General features: G+C 72.0%; 19 protein-coding genes and 1 pseudogene. 8 read left to right on the top strand and 12 right to left on the bottom strand.

What is annotated here, in order from left to right; translation table 11 throughout:
• Positions 1-47 precede the first annotated feature (47 nt).
• A complete protein-coding gene (locus tag OG842_RS31120; RefSeq protein ID WP_266736146.1) occupies positions 48-1,313 on the top strand; it encodes an exo-beta-N-acetylmuramidase NamZ family protein in 1,266 nt (421 codons plus the stop codon).
• 57 nt (positions 1,314-1,370) lie between these two features.
• Here the strand turns inward: OG842_RS31120 and OG842_RS31115 are convergent, their stop codons facing one another.
• Positions 1,371-4,193: a penicillin acylase family protein gene (locus tag OG842_RS31115; RefSeq protein WP_266736147.1), complete on the bottom strand. Its 2,823-nt coding sequence runs from the start codon at positions 4,191-4,193 to the stop codon at positions 1,371-1,373.
• A 229-nt stretch (positions 4,194-4,422) separates the two neighbouring features.
• Between OG842_RS31115 and OG842_RS31110 the strand changes: the two genes are divergently transcribed.
• Positions 4,423-5,022 carry a hypothetical protein gene (locus OG842_RS31110; RefSeq protein WP_266736149.1) on the top strand — a complete coding sequence of 200 codons (600 nt, stop codon included), beginning with the start codon at positions 4,423-4,425 and terminating at the stop codon, positions 5,020-5,022.
• A 63-nt stretch (positions 5,023-5,085) separates the two neighbouring features.
• Here the strand turns inward: OG842_RS31110 and soxR are convergent, their stop codons facing one another.
• On the bottom strand, positions 5,086-5,559 hold the full coding sequence (gene soxR, locus OG842_RS31105) for a redox-sensitive transcriptional activator SoxR (RefSeq protein WP_266736150.1): 474 nt from the start codon (positions 5,557-5,559) through the stop codon (positions 5,086-5,088).
• Between the two features lie 131 nt (positions 5,560-5,690).
• On the opposite strand from soxR, the gene OG842_RS31100 reads away from it, so the two are divergent.
• Positions 5,691-6,152 (top strand): MaoC family dehydratase, encoded by a 462-nt coding sequence (locus OG842_RS31100; RefSeq protein ID WP_266736151.1) that lies wholly within the window; start codon positions 5,691-5,693, stop codon positions 6,150-6,152.
• Positions 6,153-6,230: 78 nt separating this feature from the next.
• Here the strand turns inward: OG842_RS31100 and OG842_RS31095 are convergent, their stop codons facing one another.
• From OG842_RS31095 to OG842_RS31085, 3 genes are all read right to left on the bottom strand, one after another.
• The gene (locus tag OG842_RS31095; RefSeq protein ID WP_266736152.1) at positions 6,231-6,854 is read right to left on the bottom strand and encodes a TetR/AcrR family transcriptional regulator; all 624 of its coding nucleotides are present in this window, start codon (positions 6,852-6,854) and stop codon (positions 6,231-6,233) included.
• 81 nt (positions 6,855-6,935) lie between these two features.
• Positions 6,936-7,226, bottom strand: a complete 291-nt coding sequence (locus OG842_RS31090; RefSeq protein WP_266736154.1) for a YiaA/YiaB family inner membrane protein — start codon at positions 7,224-7,226, stop codon at positions 6,936-6,938.
• Positions 7,227-7,317: 91 nt separating this feature from the next.
• Complete coding sequence (locus OG842_RS31085; RefSeq protein ID WP_266736156.1) at positions 7,318-8,469, bottom strand: acyl-CoA dehydrogenase family protein; 1,152 nt, start codon at positions 8,467-8,469, stop codon at positions 7,318-7,320.
• 65 nt (positions 8,470-8,534) lie between these two features.
• Between OG842_RS31085 and OG842_RS31080 the strand changes: the two genes are divergently transcribed.
• Genes OG842_RS31080 through ppk2 form a run of 4 tightly spaced genes read left to right on the top strand, consistent with a single transcriptional unit; the run spans position 8,535 to position 11,982 of the window.
• Positions 8,535-9,209 (top strand): TetR/AcrR family transcriptional regulator, encoded by a 675-nt coding sequence (locus tag OG842_RS31080; protein WP_266736157.1) that lies wholly within the window; start codon positions 8,535-8,537, stop codon positions 9,207-9,209.
• Between the two features lie 15 nt (positions 9,210-9,224).
• On the top strand, positions 9,225-9,947 hold the full coding sequence (locus OG842_RS31075; RefSeq protein WP_401875559.1) for an ArsR/SmtB family transcription factor: 723 nt from the start codon (positions 9,225-9,227) through the stop codon (positions 9,945-9,947).
• 33 nt (positions 9,948-9,980) lie between these two features.
• Positions 9,981-10,961 carry a DMT family transporter gene (locus OG842_RS31070; RefSeq protein WP_266736159.1) on the top strand — a complete coding sequence of 327 codons (981 nt, stop codon included), beginning with the start codon at positions 9,981-9,983 and terminating at the stop codon, positions 10,959-10,961.
• Complete coding sequence (gene ppk2, locus OG842_RS31065) at positions 10,927-11,982, top strand: polyphosphate kinase 2 (RefSeq protein ID WP_401875558.1); 1,056 nt, start codon at positions 10,927-10,929, stop codon at positions 11,980-11,982. The genes OG842_RS31070 and ppk2 overlap by 35 nt, the downstream gene beginning before the upstream one ends.
• A gap of 31 nt (positions 11,983-12,013) precedes the next feature.
• Here the strand turns inward: ppk2 and OG842_RS31060 are convergent, their stop codons facing one another.
• Positions 12,014-13,096 carry a Zn-dependent alcohol dehydrogenase gene (locus OG842_RS31060; protein WP_266736160.1) on the bottom strand — a complete coding sequence of 361 codons (1,083 nt, stop codon included), beginning with the start codon at positions 13,094-13,096 and terminating at the stop codon, positions 12,014-12,016.
• Positions 13,097-13,156: 60 nt separating this feature from the next.
• The gene (locus OG842_RS31055; protein WP_266736161.1) at positions 13,157-14,545 is read right to left on the bottom strand and encodes an aldehyde dehydrogenase family protein; all 1,389 of its coding nucleotides are present in this window, start codon (positions 14,543-14,545) and stop codon (positions 13,157-13,159) included.
• A 317-nt stretch (positions 14,546-14,862) separates the two neighbouring features.
• Between OG842_RS31055 and OG842_RS31050 the strand changes: the two genes are divergently transcribed.
• Entirely contained in the window at positions 14,863-15,672 is an 810-nt protein-coding gene (locus tag OG842_RS31050; protein WP_266736162.1) for a hypothetical protein, read from the top strand.
• Positions 15,673-15,735: 63 nt separating this feature from the next.
• Here OG842_RS31050 and OG842_RS31045 read toward each other — a convergent pair whose 3' ends face one another.
• From OG842_RS31045 to OG842_RS31030, 5 genes and pseudogenes are all read right to left on the bottom strand, one after another.
• Positions 15,736-17,622, bottom strand: coding sequence for an ABC transporter ATP-binding protein (locus OG842_RS31045; RefSeq protein WP_266736164.1), 1,887 nt, complete (start codon positions 17,620-17,622; stop codon positions 15,736-15,738).
• 114 nt (positions 17,623-17,736) lie between these two features.
• On the bottom strand, positions 17,737-17,931 hold the full coding sequence (locus OG842_RS31040) for a hypothetical protein (protein WP_266736165.1): 195 nt from the start codon (positions 17,929-17,931) through the stop codon (positions 17,737-17,739).
• An 11-nt stretch (positions 17,932-17,942) separates the two neighbouring features.
• Positions 17,943-18,077 (bottom strand): annotated as a pseudogene (locus OG842_RS45275) (MFS transporter); the annotation flags it as partial.
• Positions 18,047-19,504 (bottom strand): CitMHS family transporter, encoded by a 1,458-nt coding sequence (locus OG842_RS31035; RefSeq protein ID WP_266736167.1) that lies wholly within the window; start codon positions 19,502-19,504, stop codon positions 18,047-18,049. The gene OG842_RS31035 and the pseudogene OG842_RS45275, both read right to left, overlap by 31 nt.
• Positions 19,505-19,636: 132 nt before the next feature.
• A complete protein-coding gene (locus tag OG842_RS31030; protein ID WP_266736168.1) occupies positions 19,637-21,889 on the bottom strand; it encodes a molybdopterin-dependent oxidoreductase in 2,253 nt (750 codons plus the stop codon).
• Positions 21,890-21,942: the final 53 nt, after the last annotated feature.

Raw genomic sequence — 21,942 nt, 5'->3', positions numbered from 1 at the left:
CTAGCGTGCGTGACCATGACAGAGGTCGCGATCATGGAGGTAGCCGAATGAGCCTGTCCAGACGTGGTTTGCTGGCCGCCGGCGGTGCGGTGGGGGCCCTCGCGGCGACGGCCGCCGGGACCGGGGCCGCGAGCGCCGCCCCCGCCGCGGGCAAGGGGCACGGCCGGGTCCGTACCGGCTTCGACCGGCTGGCGGCGGACGGCTACGCGCTGTTGAAGGGCGAGAAGATCGGGGTGGTCACCAACCCGACCGGGATCACCTCCGACGTGCGCCACATCGTCGATGTGATGCACCCGGACGAGCGGGTGGACCTGATCGCCGTCTTCGGGCCCGAGCACGGTTTCCGCGGCACCGCGCAGGCGGGCGGTTCGGAGGGGCGGTACGACGACCCGGCGACCGGACTGCCGGTCTACGACACGTACTTGAAGAGCGGTCGGCCGCTCGCCGATGTCTTCACGGCGTCCGGCGTGGACACGGTCGTCTTCGACATCCAGGACGCGGGCGCCCGCTTCTACACGTACATCTGGACGCTGTACGACTGCATGGAGGCGGCGGCGCTCGCCGGGAAGCGGTTCGTCGTCCTGGACCGGCCGAACCCGGTGACCGGGCGGGCGGCGCTCGGCCCGGTGCTCGACCCGGCGTTCGGCACCTTCGTGGGCCGCCGGGAGATCGCCCAGGCACACGGCATGACGGTCACCGAGCTGGCCCTGCTCTTCAACGCCCGGTTCCTGGCCGAGCGGCCGGTGGACCTGCGCATCGTGAAGATGTCCGGCTGGAAGCGCTCGGACTTCTTCGACGCGACCGGGCTGCCCTGGGTGCCGCCGAGCCCCAACATGCCGACGCCCGACACGGCGCTCGTCTACTCGGGGACCTGCCTGTTCGAGGGCACCAACCTCTCCGAGGGGCGCGGCACCACCCGGCCGTTCGAACTGCTCGGCGCGGAGGGCATCGACCACCGCTGGGCGGCGGCCGCGAACGCGCTCGACCTGCCCGGGGTGGCGTTCCGCGAGGCGTACTTCGCGCCGACGTTCTCCAAGTTCCAGGGCAGGACGGTAGGCGGTGTGCAGCTGCACGTCCAGGACCGCGAGGTCTTCGATCCGGTACGCACCGGGATCGCGCTGCTGGTGACGGCGAAGCAGACGTGGAGCGGGTTCGCCTGGCGTGCCGACAACTGGATCGACAAGCTCACCGGCAACACCCGGGTCCGCACGATGATCGACGCGGGGGCGGACACGGACGAGGTGGTGGGGGCCTGGGCGCAGGATCTCGCCGCGTTCCGTGCCGTGCGCAAGCGGTACCTCCAGTACCGGTGATACGACGCCGGGCGGGCCCGAGGAAATCGGACCCGCCCGGCTCTTCGGTTCATCCCCCTACCGGTGGGCGGGGAACTCCACCACCTGCTGGTACGTCGGGCGGTTCTGCCAGTGGATCGCCTTCTGGCCGATCCCGCCGAGCGGCCGGTGGACGATCGAGTCGGCGCACCACTGCTGGCCCGCCTTGCAGTTGTCGTCCCCGGGGTAGACCTCCGTCGCCGGCTGGGCCACGGCCTGCTTCAGGGACGCGAGCAGCGCGTCACGGCAGCTGCCCGCATCGCCGTTGCCGCAGTACGTCCTGGCCAGCGGCCCCTTGACCGGCTTCCCCAGGACCTGGCGCAGGTCCTTGTCCACGAAGCCCCACCAGCCGTACTGGAACGCGGATCCGCTGTGCGCCCCGCTCGCCCCGTGGCTCGCCGCCGGGGACTCGTCGGTGGCGACGTTGACGGTCAGCGCTCCGTACAGGTCGTCACCGAGCCCCGGCTTGAACTCGGCCTCGACCAGTTTCGGCCACCACGCGTCCATGATCCGCACCGCGTCGGCGTGGGTGTACGTGTGCGAGCCGGGGCTGCTCTCCCGGCGCTGCGAGCCCGAGGCCCGCCAGGACTCCAACTGCTGGACCGCTGCGTTGAGTTCGGGATCGGTCACCGGCTTGGAGCGGATCACCTTCAGCAGTTCGGGCAGCAGCTGCTCGCCGCGCAGATCGGTGACGGCGGCCTCGGCCATGGCCCGGGTGAGGGACGCGCGGGTCACCCCGCCCTCCTCGACCAGCTTCGCCACCCGGTCGTCCAGCAGATCGCCCCGGTGCACGGCGCCGAGGCCGAAGCCCGCGGTGGCGTACCCCTTGGCCTGCTTGTTGTTCCAGGAGATGTAGTAGTCCTGCCCGCTGGAGTGCGGGTGCGCGGCGAACGGGGTGTACGCGGCGGTGTTGGCGGCCGGTTCGTACCCCTGCCACTCGTAGGCCCGTGTGGCCCGCACCGGCAGCGCCGGGTCGACGCCCGCGGCGCGCACCGGGTTCATGCCGCTGTTGTAGTAGGAGGCGGTGCGGGAGTCGGCGTAGAACCAGTTGAAGGCGTAGTCGATGTTGCTCGCCGCCCGCTGGAAGGAGGCGGCGTCCTTGACGTACGACGGGTCGTTGAGCATCTGGAAGCCGATGATCGAGTCGGCCTCGTGGCGGTAGGTGGTGCGCAGCGAGGTGTACGCGACGGGCTTGCCGCCCACGGTGGCGCGGTGGGTGACGATGCCGTAGTTCGTGCGCCTCACCTGCATCCGGTAGGAGCCCTTCGCCGTGGAGTCGGCGACGGTCGGCTTCCAGGAGTTGGTGTGCTCCAGCGTCTCCATGGCGGTGCAGGCGCCGTGGTGGACGTAGTGCGTGGAGTCCTTCGTCGGCGTGGAGCCGTCGGGCTCGCACAGGTCGATGGCGTAGGTGTCGGTGATGTCCTGGCCGGCGGAGGTGGCACTCCAGGCGTAGTCCTGGCCGCGGCCCATCTGGATGTACATCCCGACACCGGCGAAGGAGACACCACGGGCGCTGATGCCCGGCCCCTGGAGTTCCTGGAGCATCATCAGCTGCGGGGCGAAGTAGCCGGTCTGCGGCCCGAACACGGCGATGGGGTTTCCGCTCGCGGTGTTCTTCCCGGAGACCAGCAGGGCGTTGGACATGCCGCGCTTCTGGGCGCCGGATCCCGAACCGGGCAGCGAGCCCTCGGGGATGACGCCGTCGTCGTAGATGCCCTGGGCCTTCTTGAGCGGGGCCGGGGCCTTGACCGGGGCCTTCTTGTCGGTGCCCGCGGAGCCGGTGCGGTCGTAGATCACGGGTTCCGCGGTGACGGACCCGGCGTCGGGCAGCGCGGTGCCGCGCGCCTTGCCGGGCTTGCCCGCGTACGGGAACGCGGTGCCGTCATGGATCGTCAGCACGGCCTCGGGGTCCTCGCGCTGGCGGAAGGACTCCCAGACCTTGGTGCCCTCGGCCACTCCGTACTTCTGCTGGGCGGCCAGCAGCGAGAGCGCCGCCTGCACCTCCCCGCCACCGCCGCCGCCGAACTGACCGCCGACCACCGAGGCGATGGAGATCAGGTCGGTCAGCTTGAAGGGCTGTATCTCGCCGACGTTGGTGATGGCGTCGACCTTGCCGGTGAGGACGTACTCGCCCGGGAAGTAGCGGCCGTTCTTGGACTTCGTCCGGTAGGCGTTGATGCCGTCGACGTACGCCTGGGCATCGGCCATGGCCTGCTCGCCGCGGGCGCCCTCGTGGGTCTTGATGTACTCGACCTGGGCTTCGAGATCGGCCTCGGTGTACGGGGCCTGCGGCCAGAACTGCTGCTCCAGGCCCTGGTTGGCGAGGGCGCCGCCGGCGAACGAGGTCAGTTCGCCGCGTCCGATGTGGCGGAAGAGGTCCATCAGCCAGAGCCGGTCCTGCCCGGCGGCGAAGCCGGCGCCGAACTCGGTGCCGTAGCGGGTGGTGCCCTTGATGTGCGGGACTCCGGTCGCCTTGTCACGGGTGATGGTGACGTCGTCCCGGGGCGAGGTTACGGACTCGACCTGGCCCTCGGGCACGCCGAACGAGGCATCGTTGAAGAAGTCGGTCAGCTTCTGGTCGGTGAGGCCCGACTGTCCGGCCACCAGGCCGTTGTAGCGGTCGAGTTGGTCGTCGCTGTGCTTGGGATGCGTACCGAACGCCTTGTTGCCGAGGATGTCGACGAGGGTGGCGTTGCCGTTCTCGCCGGGCGGCAGGATGTCGTCGCACTGTCCCTGGCAGTAGTCGGTGACGGGGGCGGGTTCCGTGGCGCCGGCCTGCGGCGAGGCCGCGAGCAGGGTGGTGCCGAGTACGAGAACCGCCGCGACGGTGGCGGCTCTGAACTTGATGGTGCGTGGGGGCATGCGTGCTCCTCCGAGAGGCCGATGCGCCGGAGGTTACTGGCGGTATGACTCGTCAGTAAGGTGAGCAACCGTCACCTTTTCCGAATCGTCACACGGCATCGACCGCAGCGGCACCGCACTGACGGACCGTACCGAATTCCGGACAACATCAGCCTCCGCGGGATCCGATCGGGGCGGCCGTACGTCCATCCCTTGACGCCGAAGTACGAGCGACGGAGGTGACGGTGCGGTGGCGGGATTCCGGAGTCTTGCGAGACAGGTCCGCGATCCACGGAGCGATCTGGCACTGCGGCGGTATTCGCTGCGCAAGTGCCTGGAGAGGTTCGCCCCTTACGGACATCGGGCGACCTGGGACCACCTGTGCGTGCGGCACGGTATCGGGCCCGAGGACCGGTCCCCCGATCCGGCGCGGCTGATGCGCGCGCTGGACGAACTGGAGGCGGCGCGGGCGGTCTGGCTGGGTTACGAGGCGGGGTTCGCCGAGCGCCGCAGGCGGGAGAAGCACGAGGGGCTGCGCCGGCCCGGCGCGTTCGACGACTGGCACCGGCGCAGTTGGGGCGGCAACGGGGTCGCCCGCTGCGAGGACCCGGCGGTGCACCCGTCGGCACCGCTCGCCGAGGTCCTGAGCCGGCTGATCACGGCGCTGGAGTCGCCCCCCGGCACGGCCTGCCCGGTCTGCGCGGGCGCCGACCTCCGCTGGCTCCACGAGCCGTGGTCGGGCCCGGTCTGCACGGACTGCGGGATCGTGGTGCCGCAGCCGGTACTGACCCCGCGGGCACTGGCGAAGGCCCGGAGCACACCGCGGCGGGATCTGGCATCGGTGGCGTGAAGCGCGACGAGGGCGTACGGCCCGACCGCGCCCGCCCGGCACCCGTACGTGCGGCGTCCTGAGCTACGGGTGCCCGGCCGGCGGGCGCTCCGGCATCAGGCGGGAGCCGCTCATCCGCTGGCCGGAGACGTCGTCGGGATTGGAGAGCACGCAGTTCTCCAGCGACAGGCAGCCACAGCCGATGCAGTCGGTGAGGTGGTCCCGCAGGCGCCCCAACCGCGCGATGCGGTCGTCGAGTTCGGAGCGCCAGGCCGCGGAGAGCCGTGCCCAGTCCTCGCGGTTCGGGGTGCGCTCCTCGGGGAGTTCGGCGAGGGCGTCCCGGATGGTGGCGAGCGGGATGCCGACCCGCTGCGCCGCGCGGATGAACGCCACCCTGCGCAGCGCGTCCCTGGTGTAGCGGCGCTGGTTGCCGCTGGTGCGGCGGCTGCTGATCAGGCCCTTGGCCTCGTAGAAATGCAGGGCCGAGACAGCGGCGCCGCTGCGCGCGGAGAGCTGTCCGACCGTGAGCTCATGGAGCGTCTGTGGGATCTGGGGCACCCCTCCAACCCTACTGTCCCGCCTCGTGCCGGGTCCGTCGTTGACAGGAACGCACCCGCCACCCATGCTGAGCAAGCGCTTAGAAAGTGCGATGAGGGATGCCCAGAGCTGGAAAGGCAGGGACCAGGGACATGGCAGAGCCGAGGATCTTCACGTCCGCGCAGGAACTGAGCGACGGAGTGGGCGAGCAGCTGGGGCACAGCGACTGGCTGGAGATCGACCAGAAGAGGATCGACCTCTTCGCCGACGCCACCGGTGACCACCAGTGGATCCACGTGGACCCGGAGCGGGCCGCCGCCGGGCCTTTCGGCGCGACGATCGCGCACGGCTATCTCACGCTCTCGCTGCTGCCGACGCTCGTACCGCAGATCATGCGGGTCGAGGGCATGAAGATGGGCATCAACTACGGGACGAACAAGGTCCGTTTCCCTTCCACCGTGCCGGTGGGCTCGCGGCTGCGCGCGTCGGCCGTCCTGAAGAGCGTCGAGGAGGCGGGGGGCGGCGTGCAGGTCACTGCCGTCGTCACGGTCGAGCGCGAGGGCGGCGACAAGCCGGTGTGCGTGGCCGAGTCGGTGTCCCGCTACTACTTCTGAGGACGCGCGACTGTTCCCGGGGCGCGCCACCGCCCTCTGGCGACGCGCGACCGCCTCCGACGTCGCGGCCCGCTGCCGCTACCGCTTGGCCGCGACCATGCGCAGCACGAGGTCGGCGTAGAGTTCGCCGACCTCGTCCGGCGTCCGGCTGCCCTGCTCGTTGAACCAGCGCGCCACGTCGATGCAGAGCGAGAGCACGGCGAGCGTGGTGCCCGGCACGTCGGGAACGTCGAACTCCCCCGCCTGCACGCCCTCGCCGATGATCCGGCGCACCACCGCGTCGCTCCTGCGCCGCAGTTCGACGATCTCGGTGCGGTGCTCCTCGCCGAGGGCGTCGAGTTCGTACTGGACCACGCGGGCGGTGGTGTGACGCTCGGCGTGCCAGCGGACGAAGGACCGTACGGCCTCGGCCAGCCGCTCGGCCGCCGTGCCCCCGCTGTCGGCGGCCGCCTCCAGGACGAACAGGGCTCGGTCGTGACCGATCCGGCTGATCCGGTGGAGCAGTTCTTCCTTCGTCTTGTAGTGGATGTAGAGCGCGGCGGGACTCATCCCCGCCCGGCCCGCGATGTCGCGGGTGGTGGTGGCGTGGTACCCGCGCTCGGCGAAGGCGTCGACGGCGGCGACGAGCAGCCGCCTGGCCGCCTCGGGCGTCACCTCGGCCCACGGCGCACTGTCGCCGTCGGTCTCCTCCGCCGTGCTCATCGTCACTCGCCCCTCTCATCAGCAGGACGAACACCATACCCCGAACCTGAGCAAGCGCTTAGGGTCCGTCCGGCGGGATCGTCAGAGCTTCTGGAAGGGGTCGTGCTCGGCGAGGATCTTCTCCAGCCGGGCCTGGTCGACCCGGCTGGCGATCCGGCCCTCTTCCTGGCGGTCACGGATGACCTTGGCCAGGGTGAAGCAGGAGGTGACGAGGTAGAGGACGCCGATCGCGAGGAAGCCGCGCACCCAGGCATCGGCGTCCAGGAAGTAGATACCGAGGGCCACCGCGCCCATCGCCACCCCGAAGGAGGCGACGGCCTGGCCGTAGAAGGCCGCGGTGCCCTGCTGCTTGACCTGTGCTGTCTCACTCATGACGCCCAGCATCGGCCGACGTGGCGTGCGCCACATCCGCTCGGGTACTCAGCCAGGTACTCAGACGCCCGTTCGAGCGACGGCGCGGGTATCAGAAGGCGGAGACCCCGGTGAGCGCGCGGCCGATGATCAGCTTCTGGATCTGGCTGGTGCCCTCGTACAGCGTCATCACCCGGGCGTCGCGCAGCAGCTTGCCGACCGGGTACTCGTCGATGTAGCCGTATCCGCCGAAGACCTGGAGCGCGTTGTTGGCGGCGCGGACGGCGGCCTCGGAGGCGAAGAGCTTCGCCTTGGAGGCGGCGGTGGCGAAGTCCTCGCCGCGGTCGACAAGGTCCGCCACCCGCCAGGTCAGCAGCCGGGCGGCGTCGACGTCCACGGAGATGTCGCTGATGAGTTCCTGGACGAGCTGGTGGCTCGCGATGGACTTGCCGAACTGCTCGCGCTCGCCCGCGTAGCCCACGGCCGCGTCGAGGGCGGCCTGTGCGATGCCGACGCAGCCGGCCGCGACCGACATCCGCCCCTTGGCCAGGGCGGACATGGCGATGGAGAAGCCCTTGCCCTCCGGCCCCATGAGCGCCGAGGCGGGCACCCGGACGTCCTCCAGGACCACCTCGGCGGTGGCCTGGCCGCGCAGGCCGAGCTTGCCGTGGATGGTGCGGCGGCTGAGGCCGGGGCTGTCGGTGGGGACCAGGAAGGCGGATATGCCCTTGTGGCCGGGGGTGTCGTTGGTGCGGGCGAAGAGCAGCACGACATCGGCCCAGGTGCCGTTGGTGATGAACGTCTTGCTGCCGTTGACGACGTAGTCCGCACCGTCCCGGACGGCCTTCGTCGTCAGGTTCCCGGCGTCGGAGCCGGTGTCCGGCTCGGTGAGGCCGAAGCAGCCGATCGCCTCGCCGGCGGTGAGCCTCGGCAGCCAGTGCCGCTTCTGCTCCTCGTCGCCCCAGGCGGCGATGGTCTTGGTGACGAGGCCGAGGGAGACGGAGACGATGCCCCGGACCGAGGAATCGCCGCGCCCGAGCTCCTCGGTGACCAGGCAGTAGGCGAGGTGGTCCCCGCCGGAGCCGCCGTACTCCTCGGGGACGGTCAGCCCGAGGAAGCCGACGGAGCCCAGCTTCTTCACGATCGACTTGTCGACGTTCTCGGCCCGGTCCCACGCCACGACGTGCGGGGCGACCTCACGGGCGACGAAGTCCTTGGCGAGCTGCCGGACGGCTTCCTGCTCCTCGCTGAGCTCCAGGTTCATCCTTCGACTCCCACGCTTTAATTAGCACTGCTAGTTTTATGTTTGCAGGCCCTACTATGTGCCGCATGGCCCGACCGCGCAAGCCCCTCCTCAGCAGAGACCGCATCGTCGAGACGGCGAGCGCACTCGTGGACTCCGAGGGGCTCGACGCCGTCTCCACCCGTCGGCTCGCGGCCGAACTCGGAGTCAGCGGACCCTCGCTCTACAACCACTTCCGCAACAAGGACGAGATCCTGGACGCGGTCGCGGACGCCGTGTCCACGCAGGTCGACCTGTCGATGTTCGACGAGTCGGACACCCGCGACTGGCGCGCCGCCCTGCACGACTGGGCCGTCTCCTATCGTGCGGCGCTCACCGAGCACCCGCACATCGTTCCGGTGCTGGCCCAGGGGCCGGGCCGCAGGCCGGCCGGACTCCGGGTCGCCGACGCGGTGTTCGGCGCGATGGTCAGGGCCGGCTGGCCGCCCGCCCAGGCCACGTACATCGGGGCCCTGATGCGCTACTTCATCACCGGTTCGGCACTGGGCTCCTTCGCCCGCGGCTTCGTCGACGACGAGACGGCGTACGACCCCGCCGACTACCCGCACCTCGGCCAGGCCCATCTGCTGGCCGAGCGGGGCCGGAAGATCGACGAGGGGGCCTTCGAGACCGGGCTGCGGGCCCTGGTCGACGGCCTCTCGGCCCAGTACGAACTGCTGGCACCAGGCGGAACGGTTCGGCCCGCACCGAAGCGTCCCTGACGCATCCTGGTTCCCATGGCACGCATGGCACACCCCGACCCGGCAGCGCCCCGGCTCGCCGCCCTGGCCGCGCTCCTCGCCGACGAGACCCGCGCGGCCTTCTGCCTGGCCCTGCTCGACGGCCGCGCCTGGACCGCCGGCGAGCTGGCCCGGTACGCCTCCGTGGCACCGTCGACCGCCAGCGAACACCTCGGCAAGCTCGTCGCGGGCGGGCTGCTGGCCGAGGAGCGGCAGGGCCGCCACCGCTATCTGCGGCTGTCCGACGAACGGATCGCGCACCTCGTCGAGGACCTGGCGGCCCACGTCGTCCCCGGCTCCGCGCCTGTGCGGCCGCGCACCCTGGGCGCGGCGAGTGCGGACAGCGCGATGGCCCGCGGCCGCACGTGCTACGACCACCTCGCGGGTCGGATCGGCATCGCGATCGCCGACGCCATGACCGTACGGGGGCTGCTGGCCCAGGACACCGGCTTCGCGCTCACCGGCGAGGGTCTGCGCTGGTTCGACGAGCTGGGCATCGGCCTGGAGACGGGTTCGCGGCGTCCCCTCGTGCGGAGCTGCCTGGACTGGACGGAGCGCAGGCCGCACCTGGCCGGAGTGGCGGGCGCCGCGCTGTGCCGCCATGCGCTGGATGCCGGGTGGTGCGTACGGATCGGTTCCGGGCGTGCGGTGAAGGCCACCCCGGCCGGGGAGCGGGCGCTGTACGAACGCCTCGGCATCGAGCCGGAAACAATTCGGTAGGTGCCGAACGGTCGCGGCCCTACCGTCGGTGCCATGACCACACCCCCTGTCCCCACCCCCGCCGCCGCCCACCGCGACTGGCGGGCCACCGCCGCGGCCTGCACCACGGTGGTGCTCTGGGCCTCCGCCTTCGTCTCCATCCGCAGCGCCGGCGAGGCCTACTCGCCCGGTGCGCTCGCCCTCGGCCGGCTGCTGGCCGGCTCGCTGGCGCTCGGCGTGCTCCTGGTGGTGCGGCGCGAGGGGCTGCCTTCGCGGGCCGCCTGGCCGGGGATCATCTGGTCCGGGCTGCTCTGGTTCGGGCTGTACATGGTGGTGCTCAACTGGGGCGAGCAGCAGGTCGACGCGGGCACGGCCGCGATGGTGGTGAACATCGGACCGCTGCTGATCGCGCTGCTCGGTGCCCGGATGCTGGGCGAGGGGCTGCCCGGCAGGCTGCTGGCGGGCATGGCCGTGTCGTTCGCGGGCGCCGCGGTGGTGGGGCTCTCGATGTCGGGGGACGGCGGTGCGTCGGTGCTCGGCGTGGCTCTGTGCCTGCTGGCCGCCGTGGCGTACGCGACCGGGGTGGTGCGCCAGAAGCCCGCGCTGCGGCACGGCTCCGCGCTGCAGATCACCACCTTCGGCTGCCTGGTCGGCACCGTCGCCTGTCTGCCGTTCTCCGGTGCGCTGATCTCCGACGCCGCCGACGCACCGCTTTCCGCCACCCTGAACATGGTCTATCTGGGTCTCTTCCCGACCGCGCTGGCCTTCACCACCTGGGCCTACGCGCTCGCCCGGACCACGGCGGGACGGATGGGCGCCACCACTTACGCGGTGCCGGCGCTGGTGGTGCTGATGTCCTGGCTGGTGCTGGACGAGGTGCCCGCGCCGCTCACCGTCGGCGGCGGGCTGCTCTGCCTGGCCGGGGTGGCGGTCTCCCGGATGCGTCCGCAGACTGGCCTGACGCGAAAAGATCCGGCACCGCCGGTGGAGGGACGCCGACATGACGCGGAACACCGGGAAGCCGACCGGCGCTGAGCGGACGGAGCAGCGGGACGCGAAGAAGACGGGGCAGCGGGACGCGAAGAATAAGACGGCCGGGGACCGGGAAGCCATGCTGGACGCGCTCACCGAGGCGGCCCGGTACGGCGGCTCCGGGCTCGAAGGCTTCCGGGTGGCCGACAGCGGCGACGACGATCCGGTCCTGGTGACGCCCGAGGGCCGGGCCCGGGACGCCTGGCGGGAGAACTACCCGTACGACCGCAAGCTCGGCCGCAGGGCGTACGAGAAGTCCAAGCGCGCCCTCCAGATCGAACTGCTCAAGCTCCAGCACTGGGTGAAGGAGCGCGACGAACGCCTCGTCATCCTCTTCGAGGGACGGGACGCGGCCGGCAAGGGCGGCACGATCAAGCGGTTCACCGAGCACCTCAACCCCCGTGGCGCGCGGGTGGTGGCGCTGGAGAAGCCCACCGAACGCGAGCGCACCCAGTGGTATTTCCAGCGGTACACGGCACATCTGCCGTCCGCCGGGGAGATCGTGCTGTTCGACAGGTCCTGGTACAACCGGGCCGGTGTGGAACGGGTGATGGGGTTCTGCAGCACCCGCGAGTACCTCGAATTCATGCATCAGGCACCGGGCTTCGAGCGGATGCTCGCCCGGGACGGCATCCACCTGGTGAAGTTCTGGTTCTCCGTCTCCCGCAACGAGCAGCGCAACCGGTTCATGATCCGCCAGATCGATCCGGTACGGCAGTGGAAACTCAGCCCGGTCGACCTCGCCTCGCTGGACAAGTGGGACGCGTACACGGAGGCCAAGGAGCTGATGCTGTTCCACACGGACACGGCGGACGCGCCTTGGACCGTGGTGAAGAGCAACGACAAGAAGCGGGCCAGGCTGGAGGCGATCCGGCATGTGCTGCACCGCTTCGACTACCCGGACAAGGACACGGCGGTGGCCCACGAGCCGGACCCGCTGATCGTGGGCCCGGCCTCCCGGCTCTTCGAGCAGGGCGAGATGGACGCCCGGCTGCTCACCACGCACCGGGCGGTCGGCCCTTAGGGCCTGGTGCGGCGGGGATCGCGGGCGGCGGTCAGAAGACCACCAGGGCCCGGCCGCCCTTGCCCGCGATCATGTTGTCGAACGCCGCCGGGATGCCGTCGAGGGTGATGCGCTCGGTCACCAGGGCGCTCAGGTCGAGGCGGCCCTCCCGGACGTGGGCGGCCAGGACGGGCAGGTCCCGTGCGGGGTCGGAGTTGCCGTAGACGCAGCCGGAGAGGGTGCGGCCCCAGTGGAAGAGCTCCAGGGCGTTGAAGGTGACCTGCTGGTCCTTGCCGCCGATGCCGACGACCGTGGTCCGGCCGCCGCGCCGGGTCGACTCCCAGGCGGTACGGATGGTGGCGGCGCGGCCCACGCACTCGATGGCGGCGTCCACCCCCTGCTTGCCGGTGAGGGCCCGGATCTCACGCGCGGTGTTCTCCGAGGCCACCACGTAGTCGGTGGCACCGGCCCGGCGGGCCAGCTCCTCCTTCTGCGGGGAGACGTCGACCGCGACGATGCGCGAGGCACCGGCGATGCGGGCGGCCTGGAGCGCGGCCAGCCCCACTCCCCCGGCGCCGAACACCGCGACCGTCTCGCCCTCGCGCAGCTTCGCCGAGTGGTGCACGGCGCCGTATCCGGTGAGGACCGCGCAGCCCAGGAGGGCCGCGTCGGTGAGCGGGATGCCGTCCGGCACGGGCAGGACGCAGCCGGCGGAAACGACCGTCTCCTCGGCGAACGCGGCGACGTTGAGTCCGGGGTGCAGTTCGCTGCCGTCGTCCGCGCGCCGGGCGTGCACGGCGCCCGCACCGTTCAGGGCGTTCGCGCAGAGCCAGACCTCGCCCAGCGCACAGGCGTGACAGCTCCCGCAGGAAGGCGCCCAGTTGAGGACGACGCCGTCGCCGGGTGCCACATGGCCGACGCCCTCGCCGACCGCGACGACGGTGCCCGCGCCCTCATGGCCGAGGACGGCGGGGACGGGCACCCGCATGGTGCCGTCGGACAGCGAGAGGTCGGAGTGACAGACCCCGGCGGCGGCGAGGGCGACCCTCACCTGACCGGGGCCGGGCTCCGGGAGTTCGATGCCGGTGATCTCCAGGGGAGCTGAGACGGCGGGCAGTACGGCGGCGCGGACCACGGACAGGCTCCTTGACGGTGGACGACGGAGGAACGGGGTGGGGCGGGGCGAACAGCGCGGTCAGAACTGGAGGGACTTGGTCTGGAGGTACTCCGCGAGCCCGTGGGAGCCGAGTTCGCGGCCGACGCCGGACTGCTTGTAGCCGCCGAACGGGGCGAGCGGGTTGAACCGGCCGCCGTTGATGTCCACCTGCCCGGTGTCCATCCGGCGGGCGAACGCCACCGCCTCGGCCTCGTCTCCCGCCCAGACCGCGCCCGCGAGGCCGTACACGGTGCCGTTGGCGATGCGCAGGGCGTCGTCCTCGTCCTCGTAGCGGATGAGCGAGACGACTGGGCCGAAGATCTCCTCCTGGGCGACGGTCATCTCCGGGGTGACGTCGGCGAACACGGTCGGACTGACGAAGTAGCCCTGTTCGCGCGGGGCTTCGGGGCCGCCCGCGACGAGGCGGGCGCCCTCCGCCACCCCCTTCTCGATGTAGCCGCGCACCCGTGCGTGCTGCTTGGCGTTGACGAGGGGGCCGATGCGGTCGCCGTACTTGGCGGCCGCCTCCGCGGCGAGCGCGACCGCCTCGTCGTACCGGGAGGTGTGCACCAGCATCCGGGTCCAGGCGCTGCACGTCTGGCCGGAGTTGCCCATGACGTTGGCGACGCCCACGGCGACGGCCCTGGCGAGGTCGGCGCTCGGCAGGACGACGTTGGCGGACTTGCCGCCGAGTTCGAGGGCGACGCGCTTGACGGCCGCGCCCGCCGTGGCGCCGATCTGCTTGCCGACGGCGGTGGAGCCGGTGAAGGAGACCAGGTCGACGCCGTCGTGCTCGGCCAGCGCCTGTCCGGCGACCGGGCCGAGGCCGGTGACCAGGTTGAACACTCCTGCGGGGACGCCCGCTTCGTGGACGGCCTCGGCGAAGAGCTGGGCGGTCAGCGGGGTGTCCTCGGCGGGCTTGAGGACGACCGTGCAGCCCGCCGCGAGCGCGGGGGCGACCTTGGCGACGATCTGGTGCAGCGGGTAGTTCCACGGGGTGATCGCGCCGACGACGCCGACCGGCTCGGCATACACGGTGGAGTTGCCGACCTTCTCCTCGAAGGCGTACGAGGCGGCGAGCTCGGCGTACGAACCGGCCACCAGGACCGGCACGCCCGCGTGCACCGCCTGCGAGAACGGCAGCGGCGCGCCGAGCTCGGCGGTGACGGTCGCGGCGATCTCGTCCTTGCGGGCGACGAGCACGTCGCGCAGGGCGGCGATCCGCGCGGCCCGCTCGGCGGGCGCGGTGGCCGCCCAGGCGGGGAGCGCGGCGCGGGCGGCCCGTACCGCGGCGTCGACGTCCTCGGCGGTGCCGGCCGGAACATGGGCGATGATCTGCTCGTCCGCCGGATCGATCACCGCGATCGTGTCCGTGCCCGCGGCGATGCGCCACTCGCCGCCGATGTACATACCGTCGTGGGCCTTCATCGCGTTCCTCCCGGGGGCCGTGGTCACGGCGTAGTCGTCCGCGCCCCAAACTAGCGCTGTTAGTTTTTGGGCGCCAGGGGCCATTTCACCAGGGCCGCTAGCCATGGCTCCCGTCACGGTGTCACGCCGTACGCCGGATGTCCGTCCGGCCGGGCCAGTAATACGCCAGTAACGCCCTCCTCCTAGCGTCCGGGACCAGCCCGCCCCGCTCCGTGACTTCCCCGCGGTTCCGGGACCACCGGGACGGGATCCCCCGCACCCCTCCAGGAGGAGCATTCCCATCACCTGCCCCGATCCCCACGGCGCAGATCTGCCGCGTGGGCGGCCGCGATCACGGCGGCGGCCGTGCTGACCGGCCCGGCCCCCGCCTTCGCTCAGTCCGGCGCGAAGGTGCGGAGCGCCGCCGCGCAGATGCCCGCCGGTCCGGTCGGCTCGCCGAGGCGGTCTCGACGGGACGGTGGGCGCTGCGGCTGGCCGAACGCACCGGCGATCCGACTGCGGTCGCGTTCGAACGCGCCAACCTTGCCGAACTTCACCTGCTGCTACGGGAGTTCACGGAGGCCGAGGGGCAGGCCCGGACAGCGGTACGGGAGACGGGCGAGCGCGCCGAGTGGTGCGCCCCGTACGCCCTGGCCGCGCCGGCCCGGGTCCTGATCAGGACCGGCGGGCCGGGGGCTGCTGAGCTGCCGGCGCGTGCCGGGGAGGTGGCCGGGGCCCAGGGCGACGAGCAGGCCGTGCGCGAGGTGCGCACGGCACGGGCGGAGCTCCTGCTGCGCGAGAACCGGCCACGGGAGGCGCTGGTGGCGCTGGCCGGCGGCAGCGGGCCCGGCACGGCCCCGCTGCCGGCCTGGGCGCACCTGCTGTCGGGGCGCGCGGAGCACGCGGTCCGGCTGGCGTCGCCGGAGACGGTGCGCGCCGAACAGGCGGGCGAGCGGCTGTCGTTGACCGAGGCGTACACAGTGCGCGCGGCCGCGCTCGCGACGCTGGGCCGGGAGCGGGCGGCGCACGAGGAGTTCGGCCGGGCCGCGGCCCTGGCAGCGGAACTCCCGTATCCGGCGGGGGCGTCAGCGGTGGCCGAGGCCGCCGCGTCGAACTGGGACGCCGCCGGAACCGGGTTTCCCGGCTGACCCGTCGTCCTGGCGGGACCCGCCGGGTCCCCGCCGGCCGCCGGTCGCCGGGCGGCCGAGAAGTCAGCCGATTTCCGCGGGCTCCGCACCGGGGTTCTCGAACTGGGTGCGGTACAGCTCCTCGTACCGGCCGCCGGCCGCGAGGAGTTCGTCGTGCGTGCCCCGCTCCACGATCCGCCCGTTCTCCACGACCAGGATGAGGTCGGCCGCCCGTACGGTGGAGAGCCGGTGGGCGATCACGACCGCGGTGCGGCCGGCGAGCGCCTCGGTGAGTGCTTCCTGGACGGCCGCCTCGGAGGTGTTGTCGAGGTGGGCGGTGGCCTCGTCGAGGATGACGACGCGCTGGCGGGCCAGCAGCAGCCGGGCGATGGTGAGGCGCTGGCGTTCGCCGCCGGAGAGTCGGTAGCCGCGTTCGCCGACGACGGTGTCGAGCCCGTCGGGCAGCGAGGCGACGAGTCCGTCCAGGCGTGAGCGGCGCAGCGCGTCCCAGAGGTCCTCCTCGGTGGCTCCGGGGCGGGCGAGCAGCAGGTTGGCGCGGACCGACTCGTGGAAGAGGTGGCCGTCCTGGGTGACCATGCCGAGGGTGTCGCGCAGGGTGTCGGAGGTCAGGTCGCGTACGTCGACGCCGCCGATGCGTACCGAACCCTCGTCGGTGTCGTACAGGCGGGGCAGCAGTTGGGCGATGGTCGACTTGCCGGCGCCGGAGGAGCCGACGAGTGCGACGGTCTGGCCGGGTTCGGCGCGGAAGGAGATGCCGCGCAGCACCTCGTCGCCGCCGCGGGTGTCGAGGCTCGCGACGTCCTCCAGCGAGGCGAGCGAGACCTTGTCGGCGGAGGGGTAGCCGAACCGCACCTGGTCGAACTCGACGGACACCGGGCCGTCCGGGACCGCGCGGGCGTCGGGCTTCTGCTCGATGAGCGGCTTGAGGTCGAGGACCTCGAAGACCCGCTCGAAGCTGACGAGCGCGCTCATCACCTCGACGCGCGCCCCGGCCAGTGCGGTGAGCGGTGCGTAGAGCCGGGTCAGCAGGAGGGCCAGGGCCACGACCGCGCCCGCGTCCAGCTGCCCGCGCAGCGCGTAGAACCCGCCGAGCCCGTAGACCAGGGCGAGGGCCAGCGCGGAGACGAGGGTGAGGGCGGTGATGAACGCGGACTGGGCCATGGCCGTGCGTACGCCGATGTCACGCACCCGGCCCGCCCTGACGGCGAATTCGGCGGACTCGTCGGCGGGGCGACCGAAGAGCTTGATCAGGGTGGCGCCGGGGGCGGAGAAGCGCTCGGTCATCCGGGTGCCCATCGCGGCGTTGTGGGCCGCGGCCTCCCGTTGGAGTCTCGCCATCCGGGAGCCCATCCGGCGGGCCGGCAGGACGAAGACCGGCAGCAGCACCAGTGCGAGCACGGTGATCTGCCAGGAGATGGAGAGCATCACGCCGAGCGTGAGCAGCAGGGTCACGACATTGCTGACGACCCCGGACAGGGTGTTGCTGAAGGCCCGCTGGGCGCCGATGACGTCGTTGTTGAGTCGGCTGACGAGCGCGCCGGTGCGGGTCCGGGTGAAGAACGCGACCGGCATGCGCTGCACATGGTCGAAGACGGCGGTGCGCAGATCGAGGATCAGGCCCTCGCCGAGATTGGCCGAGAGCCAGCGGCTGACCAGGCCGAGCGCGGCCTCCGCGACGGCGATCACGGCGATGAGGAGGGACAGCCGGGTGACGGTGCCCGACTCCTTGCCGGTCACGATGGCGTTGACGACGCGGCCGGCGAGGACGGGGGTGGCGACCGCGAGCAGCGCCGTCGCCACGCTCAGGATCAGGAAGAGGGCGACCCGGCGCCGGTGCGGGCGGGCGAACGCGGCGATGCGCCGCAGGGTGTTCCGGTCGAAGGGGCGTCGGTCCGCTTGCGCGTTCATGACGTTGTGGAGCTGTGTCCACGCCGTGGTTTCCATGCTCATGGGAGGAACGTACGACCTCCAGTGGACTTGAGGTCAACGAACGGGTTCCCCCGCAGCGAGACGTCCGGGGCGGCGGCGTCCGGGCTGGGGTCAGGCGGGGGGCGGCGGGGGAGGTCAGGCGCGGTTCCGGTCGGTGGGGCGCCGCCGGGGCCGCGGTGCCGGTGCGGCCGCCGGGGCGGCACCGGGCTCCCCGTCCCGCGCCGGGGCGGCACCGGCCTTCCCGTCCCGCCGCCCGCCTCGTACGCCCAGTCCCGCCGCCGCGACCAGGAGGGCGCCGAGCATGACGAACGGTGCCGCGGTGCCCGCCACCCCGGCGATCAGGAGACGGCGGGCCGCGCCATCGACACCGCCCCCTGCGCGAAGGCGAAGGCGATGACGAGGCGCAGCAGCCAGCTCCTGCCGGGCTCTTGGACGGTGCGCACGGTCAGATGATGCCGAACAGGAGACCGGCGCAGAGGATCACCAGCGAGGTGAGCGCCGCCCACTTGACGGTGAACCTGGTGTGGTCGCCGAACTCGACCTTCGCCATGCCGACGAGCACGTAGACGGCCGGGACGAGCGGGGACGACATGTGCAGGGGCTGACCGACCAGGGAGGCGCGGGCGATCTCCAGCGGGGAGACACCGTGGGCGGCGCCCGCCTCGGCGAGCACCGGGACGACACCGAAGTAGAAGCCGTCGTTGGACATGAAGTACGTCAGCGGGATGCTGAGGATGCCGGTGACGATCGCCATGTGCGGGCCCATGCCGGAGGGGATCGCGCCGACGAGCCAGTCGGCCATGTGCTCGACCATGCCCGTGCCGGAGAGGACGCCGGTGAAGACGGCGGCGGCGAAGACCATGCCGGAGACGTTGAGGACGTTGTCGGCGTGGGCGGCGATCCGGGCCCGCTGGTCGGGCATGTGGGGGAAGTTGACGGTGAGGGCGAGGGCCGCGCCGAGCAGGAAGAGCACCGGGATCGGCATCAGTTCCATGATCATCGCGGTGAGCAGAGCAATGGTGAGACCCGCGTTGAACCAGTAGAGCTTCGGGCGCAGGGTGGCCCGGTTCGGGTCCAGCCCCTTGAAGCCCTCGTCCCCGTCCTCGTCCCCGTCGGCGTCGATGTCCCCGTCCACGTCCGGTCCCGCGTTCTGCGCCGCGTCGCCGCCCGTGCGCGTTCCGGCGCCGCCGGAGTTCTTGCGGGTGCGGTCGTTGCCGCCGCCAGCCCCGACCAGTACGGTCTCCGGCTCCATGGCCGTCCCGGTGGCCAGCGCCTCGTCGAGGGTGAGCATGCCGAGCCGCTTGCGCTCGCGTCGGCCGAGCACGACGGCGAGCAGCAGGACGGCGGCCAGTCCGACGCCGAGCGCCGGGATCATCGGGACGAAGATGTCCCCCGCGTCGAGCTTGAGCGCGGTGGCGGCGCGGGCGGTGGGGCCGCCCCAGGGAAGGGTGTTCATGACGCCGTTCGCCGTGGCGGCGACACCGGTCATCACGACCAGGCTCATCTTGAGGCGCTTGTAGAGCGGATACATCGCCGAGACGGTGATCATGAAGGTGGTGGAGCCGTCACCGTCGAGGGAGACGATGGCGGCGAGCACCGCCGTACCCACGACGATCCGCATCGGGTCTGCCTTGCAGAAGCGCAGGATGCCCCGCACGATCGGGTCGAAGAGGCCGACGTCGATCATCACGCCGAAGTAGACGATGGCGAACATCAGCATCGCGGCGGTCGGCGCCAGATTGCCGACGCCTTCGATGACGTAGTCACCGAGCTTCGCGCCCTGCCCGACCGCGACGCAGAACAGCGCGGGGATCAGGACCAGCGCCGCGATCGGCGACATCTTCTTCAGCATGATCAGGACCAGGAAGGTCGCAATCATGGCGAAGCCGAGGATTGTCAGCATGTGGATACCTATCGCTCACCCTTGAACTCCCACCGGACTCGGCGGTGCGGATGACGTTAGGGCGCGACTCGAAGCGTTAACAAGATGTTGACATGCGAGCAATACGAGCAAAACCCCAGGTCAACGTGGGGGTCATGGTTTGGCGGGGGTCACCGTCACCGGGAACCCGTTGAGCACGGCGGTGCCGGAGAGCGGGTCGAGCCGGGTGCCGTCGAGCAGCTGGTTGACGTTGACACCGGGGCGGGCGGCGGCGACGGAGAGCCGGGTGCCGGGGCGGTGGTGGCCCCACCCGTGCGGGAGGCTCACCACTCCCGGCCGTACGCCGTCGGTGATCTCGACCGGGGCGGTGACCGCGCCGCCGTCCGATGCGACGGTGGCCGGGCCGCCGTCCACCAGCCCCAGCCGGGCCGCGTCGGCGGGGTGCACCTGCAGGGTGCAGACGTTGGAGCCGCCGCTCAGTTCGGCGATGTTGTGCAGCCAGCTGTTGTTGGAGCGCAGATGGCGGCGGCCGACGAGGACGAGCGCGTCCGGTCCCTGCCGGTCGGCCAGCGCGTGGCGGAGCCTGGGCAGGTCGGCGGCGATCGGTCCGGGGAGGAGTTCGATGCGCCCGCTGCGGGTGGTCAGGACCTCCGGGATCCGAGGCCGGAGCGGTCCGAGGTCGATGCCGTGCGGATGATCGAGCAGGCGCTCCAGGGTGAGGCCGTCCGGGTCGGCGCCGAAGCCGTCGCCGTACGGGCCGAGGCGGAGCATCAGGTCGAGGCGGCGTTCGGGTCCGGTGCGGCCGGTGAGGGCGGCGGCGAGCGGGGCGGGGCTCCGGCCGTGCACGGGCGAGTGCGGGTCGGCCACGGCCCTGGTCAGCATCCGGTCGATGACCAGGTCGTCCACCGCGGACGGGTCGGCCCCGTGCATCCCGGAGACGGCGAGGACGAGCCGGGCCAGGATCTCGCTCTCGTCGAGCAGGCCGTCCTCCAGGGGCACGGCGGGCCGGGTGTAGCGGACCTGGTTGCGCACGGCGAGGGCGTTGAACGCGAAGTCGAAGTGGGCGCTGCGCGAGGGCGGCGGCGGGGGCAGCACCACGTCCGCGTGGAGCGAGGTCTCGTTGAGATACGGATCGACGCTGACCATGAAGTCGAGCCCGCCGAGGGCCCGGTCGAGCCGGTCGCCGTCGGGTGCGGAGAGCACCGGGTTGGCGGCGAGCACGATCAGGGCGCGGATCCTGCCCTCCCCCGGCGTCTCGATCTCCTCGGCGAGCGCGGCGACGGGCAGTTCGCCCTTGGCCTCGGGGTGGCCGGAGACCCTGCTCGTCCAGCGCCCGAGGGCGAAGCCCTTGCCGGGCGTGGCGGGGCGGGGAGCGCGGGCGGTGGCGGAGAGCGGGAAGAGCGCGCCGCCGGGGCGGTCGAGGTTGCCGGTGATGATGTTGAGTACGTCGACGAGCCAGCTGGCGAGGGTGCCGTGCTCGACGGTGCAGCTGCCGATGCGTCCGTAGACCGCGGCGGAGGGGGCAGCGGCCAGTTCGCGGGCGATCGTACGGATGGTGACGGCGTCCACGCCGCAGGCCGGGGCGACCGCCTCGGGCGTGAACTCCGCCATGGCGTCCGCCACTTCGCCGAGCCCTTCGACATGGCCGGCGAGCGCGCCCGGGTCGGTGAGCTTCTCGTCGAACAGGACGTGGGCGAGGGCGGCGAGGAGGAGGGCGTCGGTGCCGGGGCGAATGGCGACGTGCCGGTCGGCGAGGCGGGCGGTGCGGGTGCGGCGCGGGTCGACGACGGTGAGGGTGCCGCCGCGGCGGCGCAGCGCCTTGAGCCGGCCTGGGAAGTCGGGGGCGGTGCAGAGGCTGCCGTTGGATTCGAGCGGGTTGGCGCCGAGGAGCAGCAGATGGCCGGTGCGGTCGAGGTCGGGCACCGGGATGGCGTTCGGATCCCCGAAGAGCAGTCCGCTGGAGACGTGCTTGGGCATCTGGTCGAGGGTGCTCGCGGTGAACAGGGCCCGAGTACGCAGGGCGGAGAGCAGCGCGGACGGGTAGAGCGCGCCGGCCACGGTGTGCACGTTCGGGTTGCCGAGGACGACGCCGACCGCCTGCGGCCCGTGCTCCTCGGTCAGGGCGGGCAGAGCGCGGGCGATCACGTCGAACGCCTCGCCCCAGGTCGCCTCCGTCAGGACGCCGTCCCGGCGGACGAGGGGGGTGCGCAGCCGGTCGGGGTCGGCGTCCAGCCCGCCGATGGACGCACCCTTGGGGCAGATGAAGCCGTGGCTGAGCACGTCCTCCCGGTCGCCCCGGGCGCCGGTGACCCTGCTCCCCTCGATGGTGAGGCTGAGCCCGCAGGTGGCCTCGCAGAGAGGGCAGATGCGCAGGGCGGTACGGGAGCTGCTGGGGTCGTGCGACATGGGCCCTCCCCGGGGCGGCGACAGCGGTGGCGCGCGTACGTGGGCAAGCACGG

Origin of the sequence: Streptomyces sp. NBC_00376 (genome assembly GCF_036077095.1) — a bacterium.
Taxonomy (GTDB): Bacteria; Actinomycetota; Actinomycetes; order Streptomycetales; family Streptomycetaceae; genus Streptomyces.
This window is presented reverse-complemented; position numbering and strand designations above follow the sequence as displayed.

Excerpts from the sequence above, each read along its gene's own strand:
- OG842_RS31120 (WP_266736146.1), top strand. The coding sequence starts at position 48 with ATGAGCCTGTCCAGACGTGGTTTGCTGGCCGCCGGCGGTGCGGTGGGG.
- OG842_RS31115 (WP_266736147.1), bottom strand. The coding sequence starts at position 4,193 with ATGCCCCCACGCACCATCAAGTTCAGAGCCGCCACCGTCGCGGCGGTT.
- OG842_RS31100 (WP_266736151.1), top strand. The coding sequence starts at position 5,691 with ATGGCAGAGCCGAGGATCTTCACGTCCGCGCAGGAACTGAGCGACGGA.
- OG842_RS31095 (WP_266736152.1), bottom strand. The coding sequence starts at position 6,854 with ATGAGCACGGCGGAGGAGACCGACGGCGACAGTGCGCCGTGGGCCGAG.
- OG842_RS31090 (WP_266736154.1), bottom strand. The coding sequence starts at position 7,226 with ATGAGTGAGACAGCACAGGTCAAGCAGCAGGGCACCGCGGCCTTCTAC.
- OG842_RS31085 (WP_266736156.1), bottom strand. The coding sequence starts at position 8,469 with ATGAACCTGGAGCTCAGCGAGGAGCAGGAAGCCGTCCGGCAGCTCGCC.
- OG842_RS31080 (WP_266736157.1), top strand. The coding sequence starts at position 8,535 with ATGGCCCGACCGCGCAAGCCCCTCCTCAGCAGAGACCGCATCGTCGAG.
- OG842_RS31075 (WP_401875559.1), top strand. The coding sequence starts at position 9,225 with ATGGCACGCATGGCACACCCCGACCCGGCAGCGCCCCGGCTCGCCGCC.
- OG842_RS31070 (WP_266736159.1), top strand. The coding sequence starts at position 9,981 with ATGACCACACCCCCTGTCCCCACCCCCGCCGCCGCCCACCGCGACTGG.
- ppk2 (WP_401875558.1), top strand. The coding sequence starts at position 10,927 with ATGACGCGGAACACCGGGAAGCCGACCGGCGCTGAGCGGACGGAGCAG.
- OG842_RS31055 (WP_266736161.1), bottom strand. The coding sequence starts at position 14,545 with ATGAAGGCCCACGACGGTATGTACATCGGCGGCGAGTGGCGCATCGCC.
- OG842_RS31045 (WP_266736164.1), bottom strand. The coding sequence starts at position 17,622 with ATGAGCATGGAAACCACGGCGTGGACACAGCTCCACAACGTCATGAAC.
- OG842_RS31035 (WP_266736167.1), bottom strand. The coding sequence starts at position 19,504 with ATGCTGACAATCCTCGGCTTCGCCATGATTGCGACCTTCCTGGTCCTG.
- OG842_RS31030 (WP_266736168.1), bottom strand. The coding sequence starts at position 21,889 with ATGTCGCACGACCCCAGCAGCTCCCGTACCGCCCTGCGCATCTGCCCT.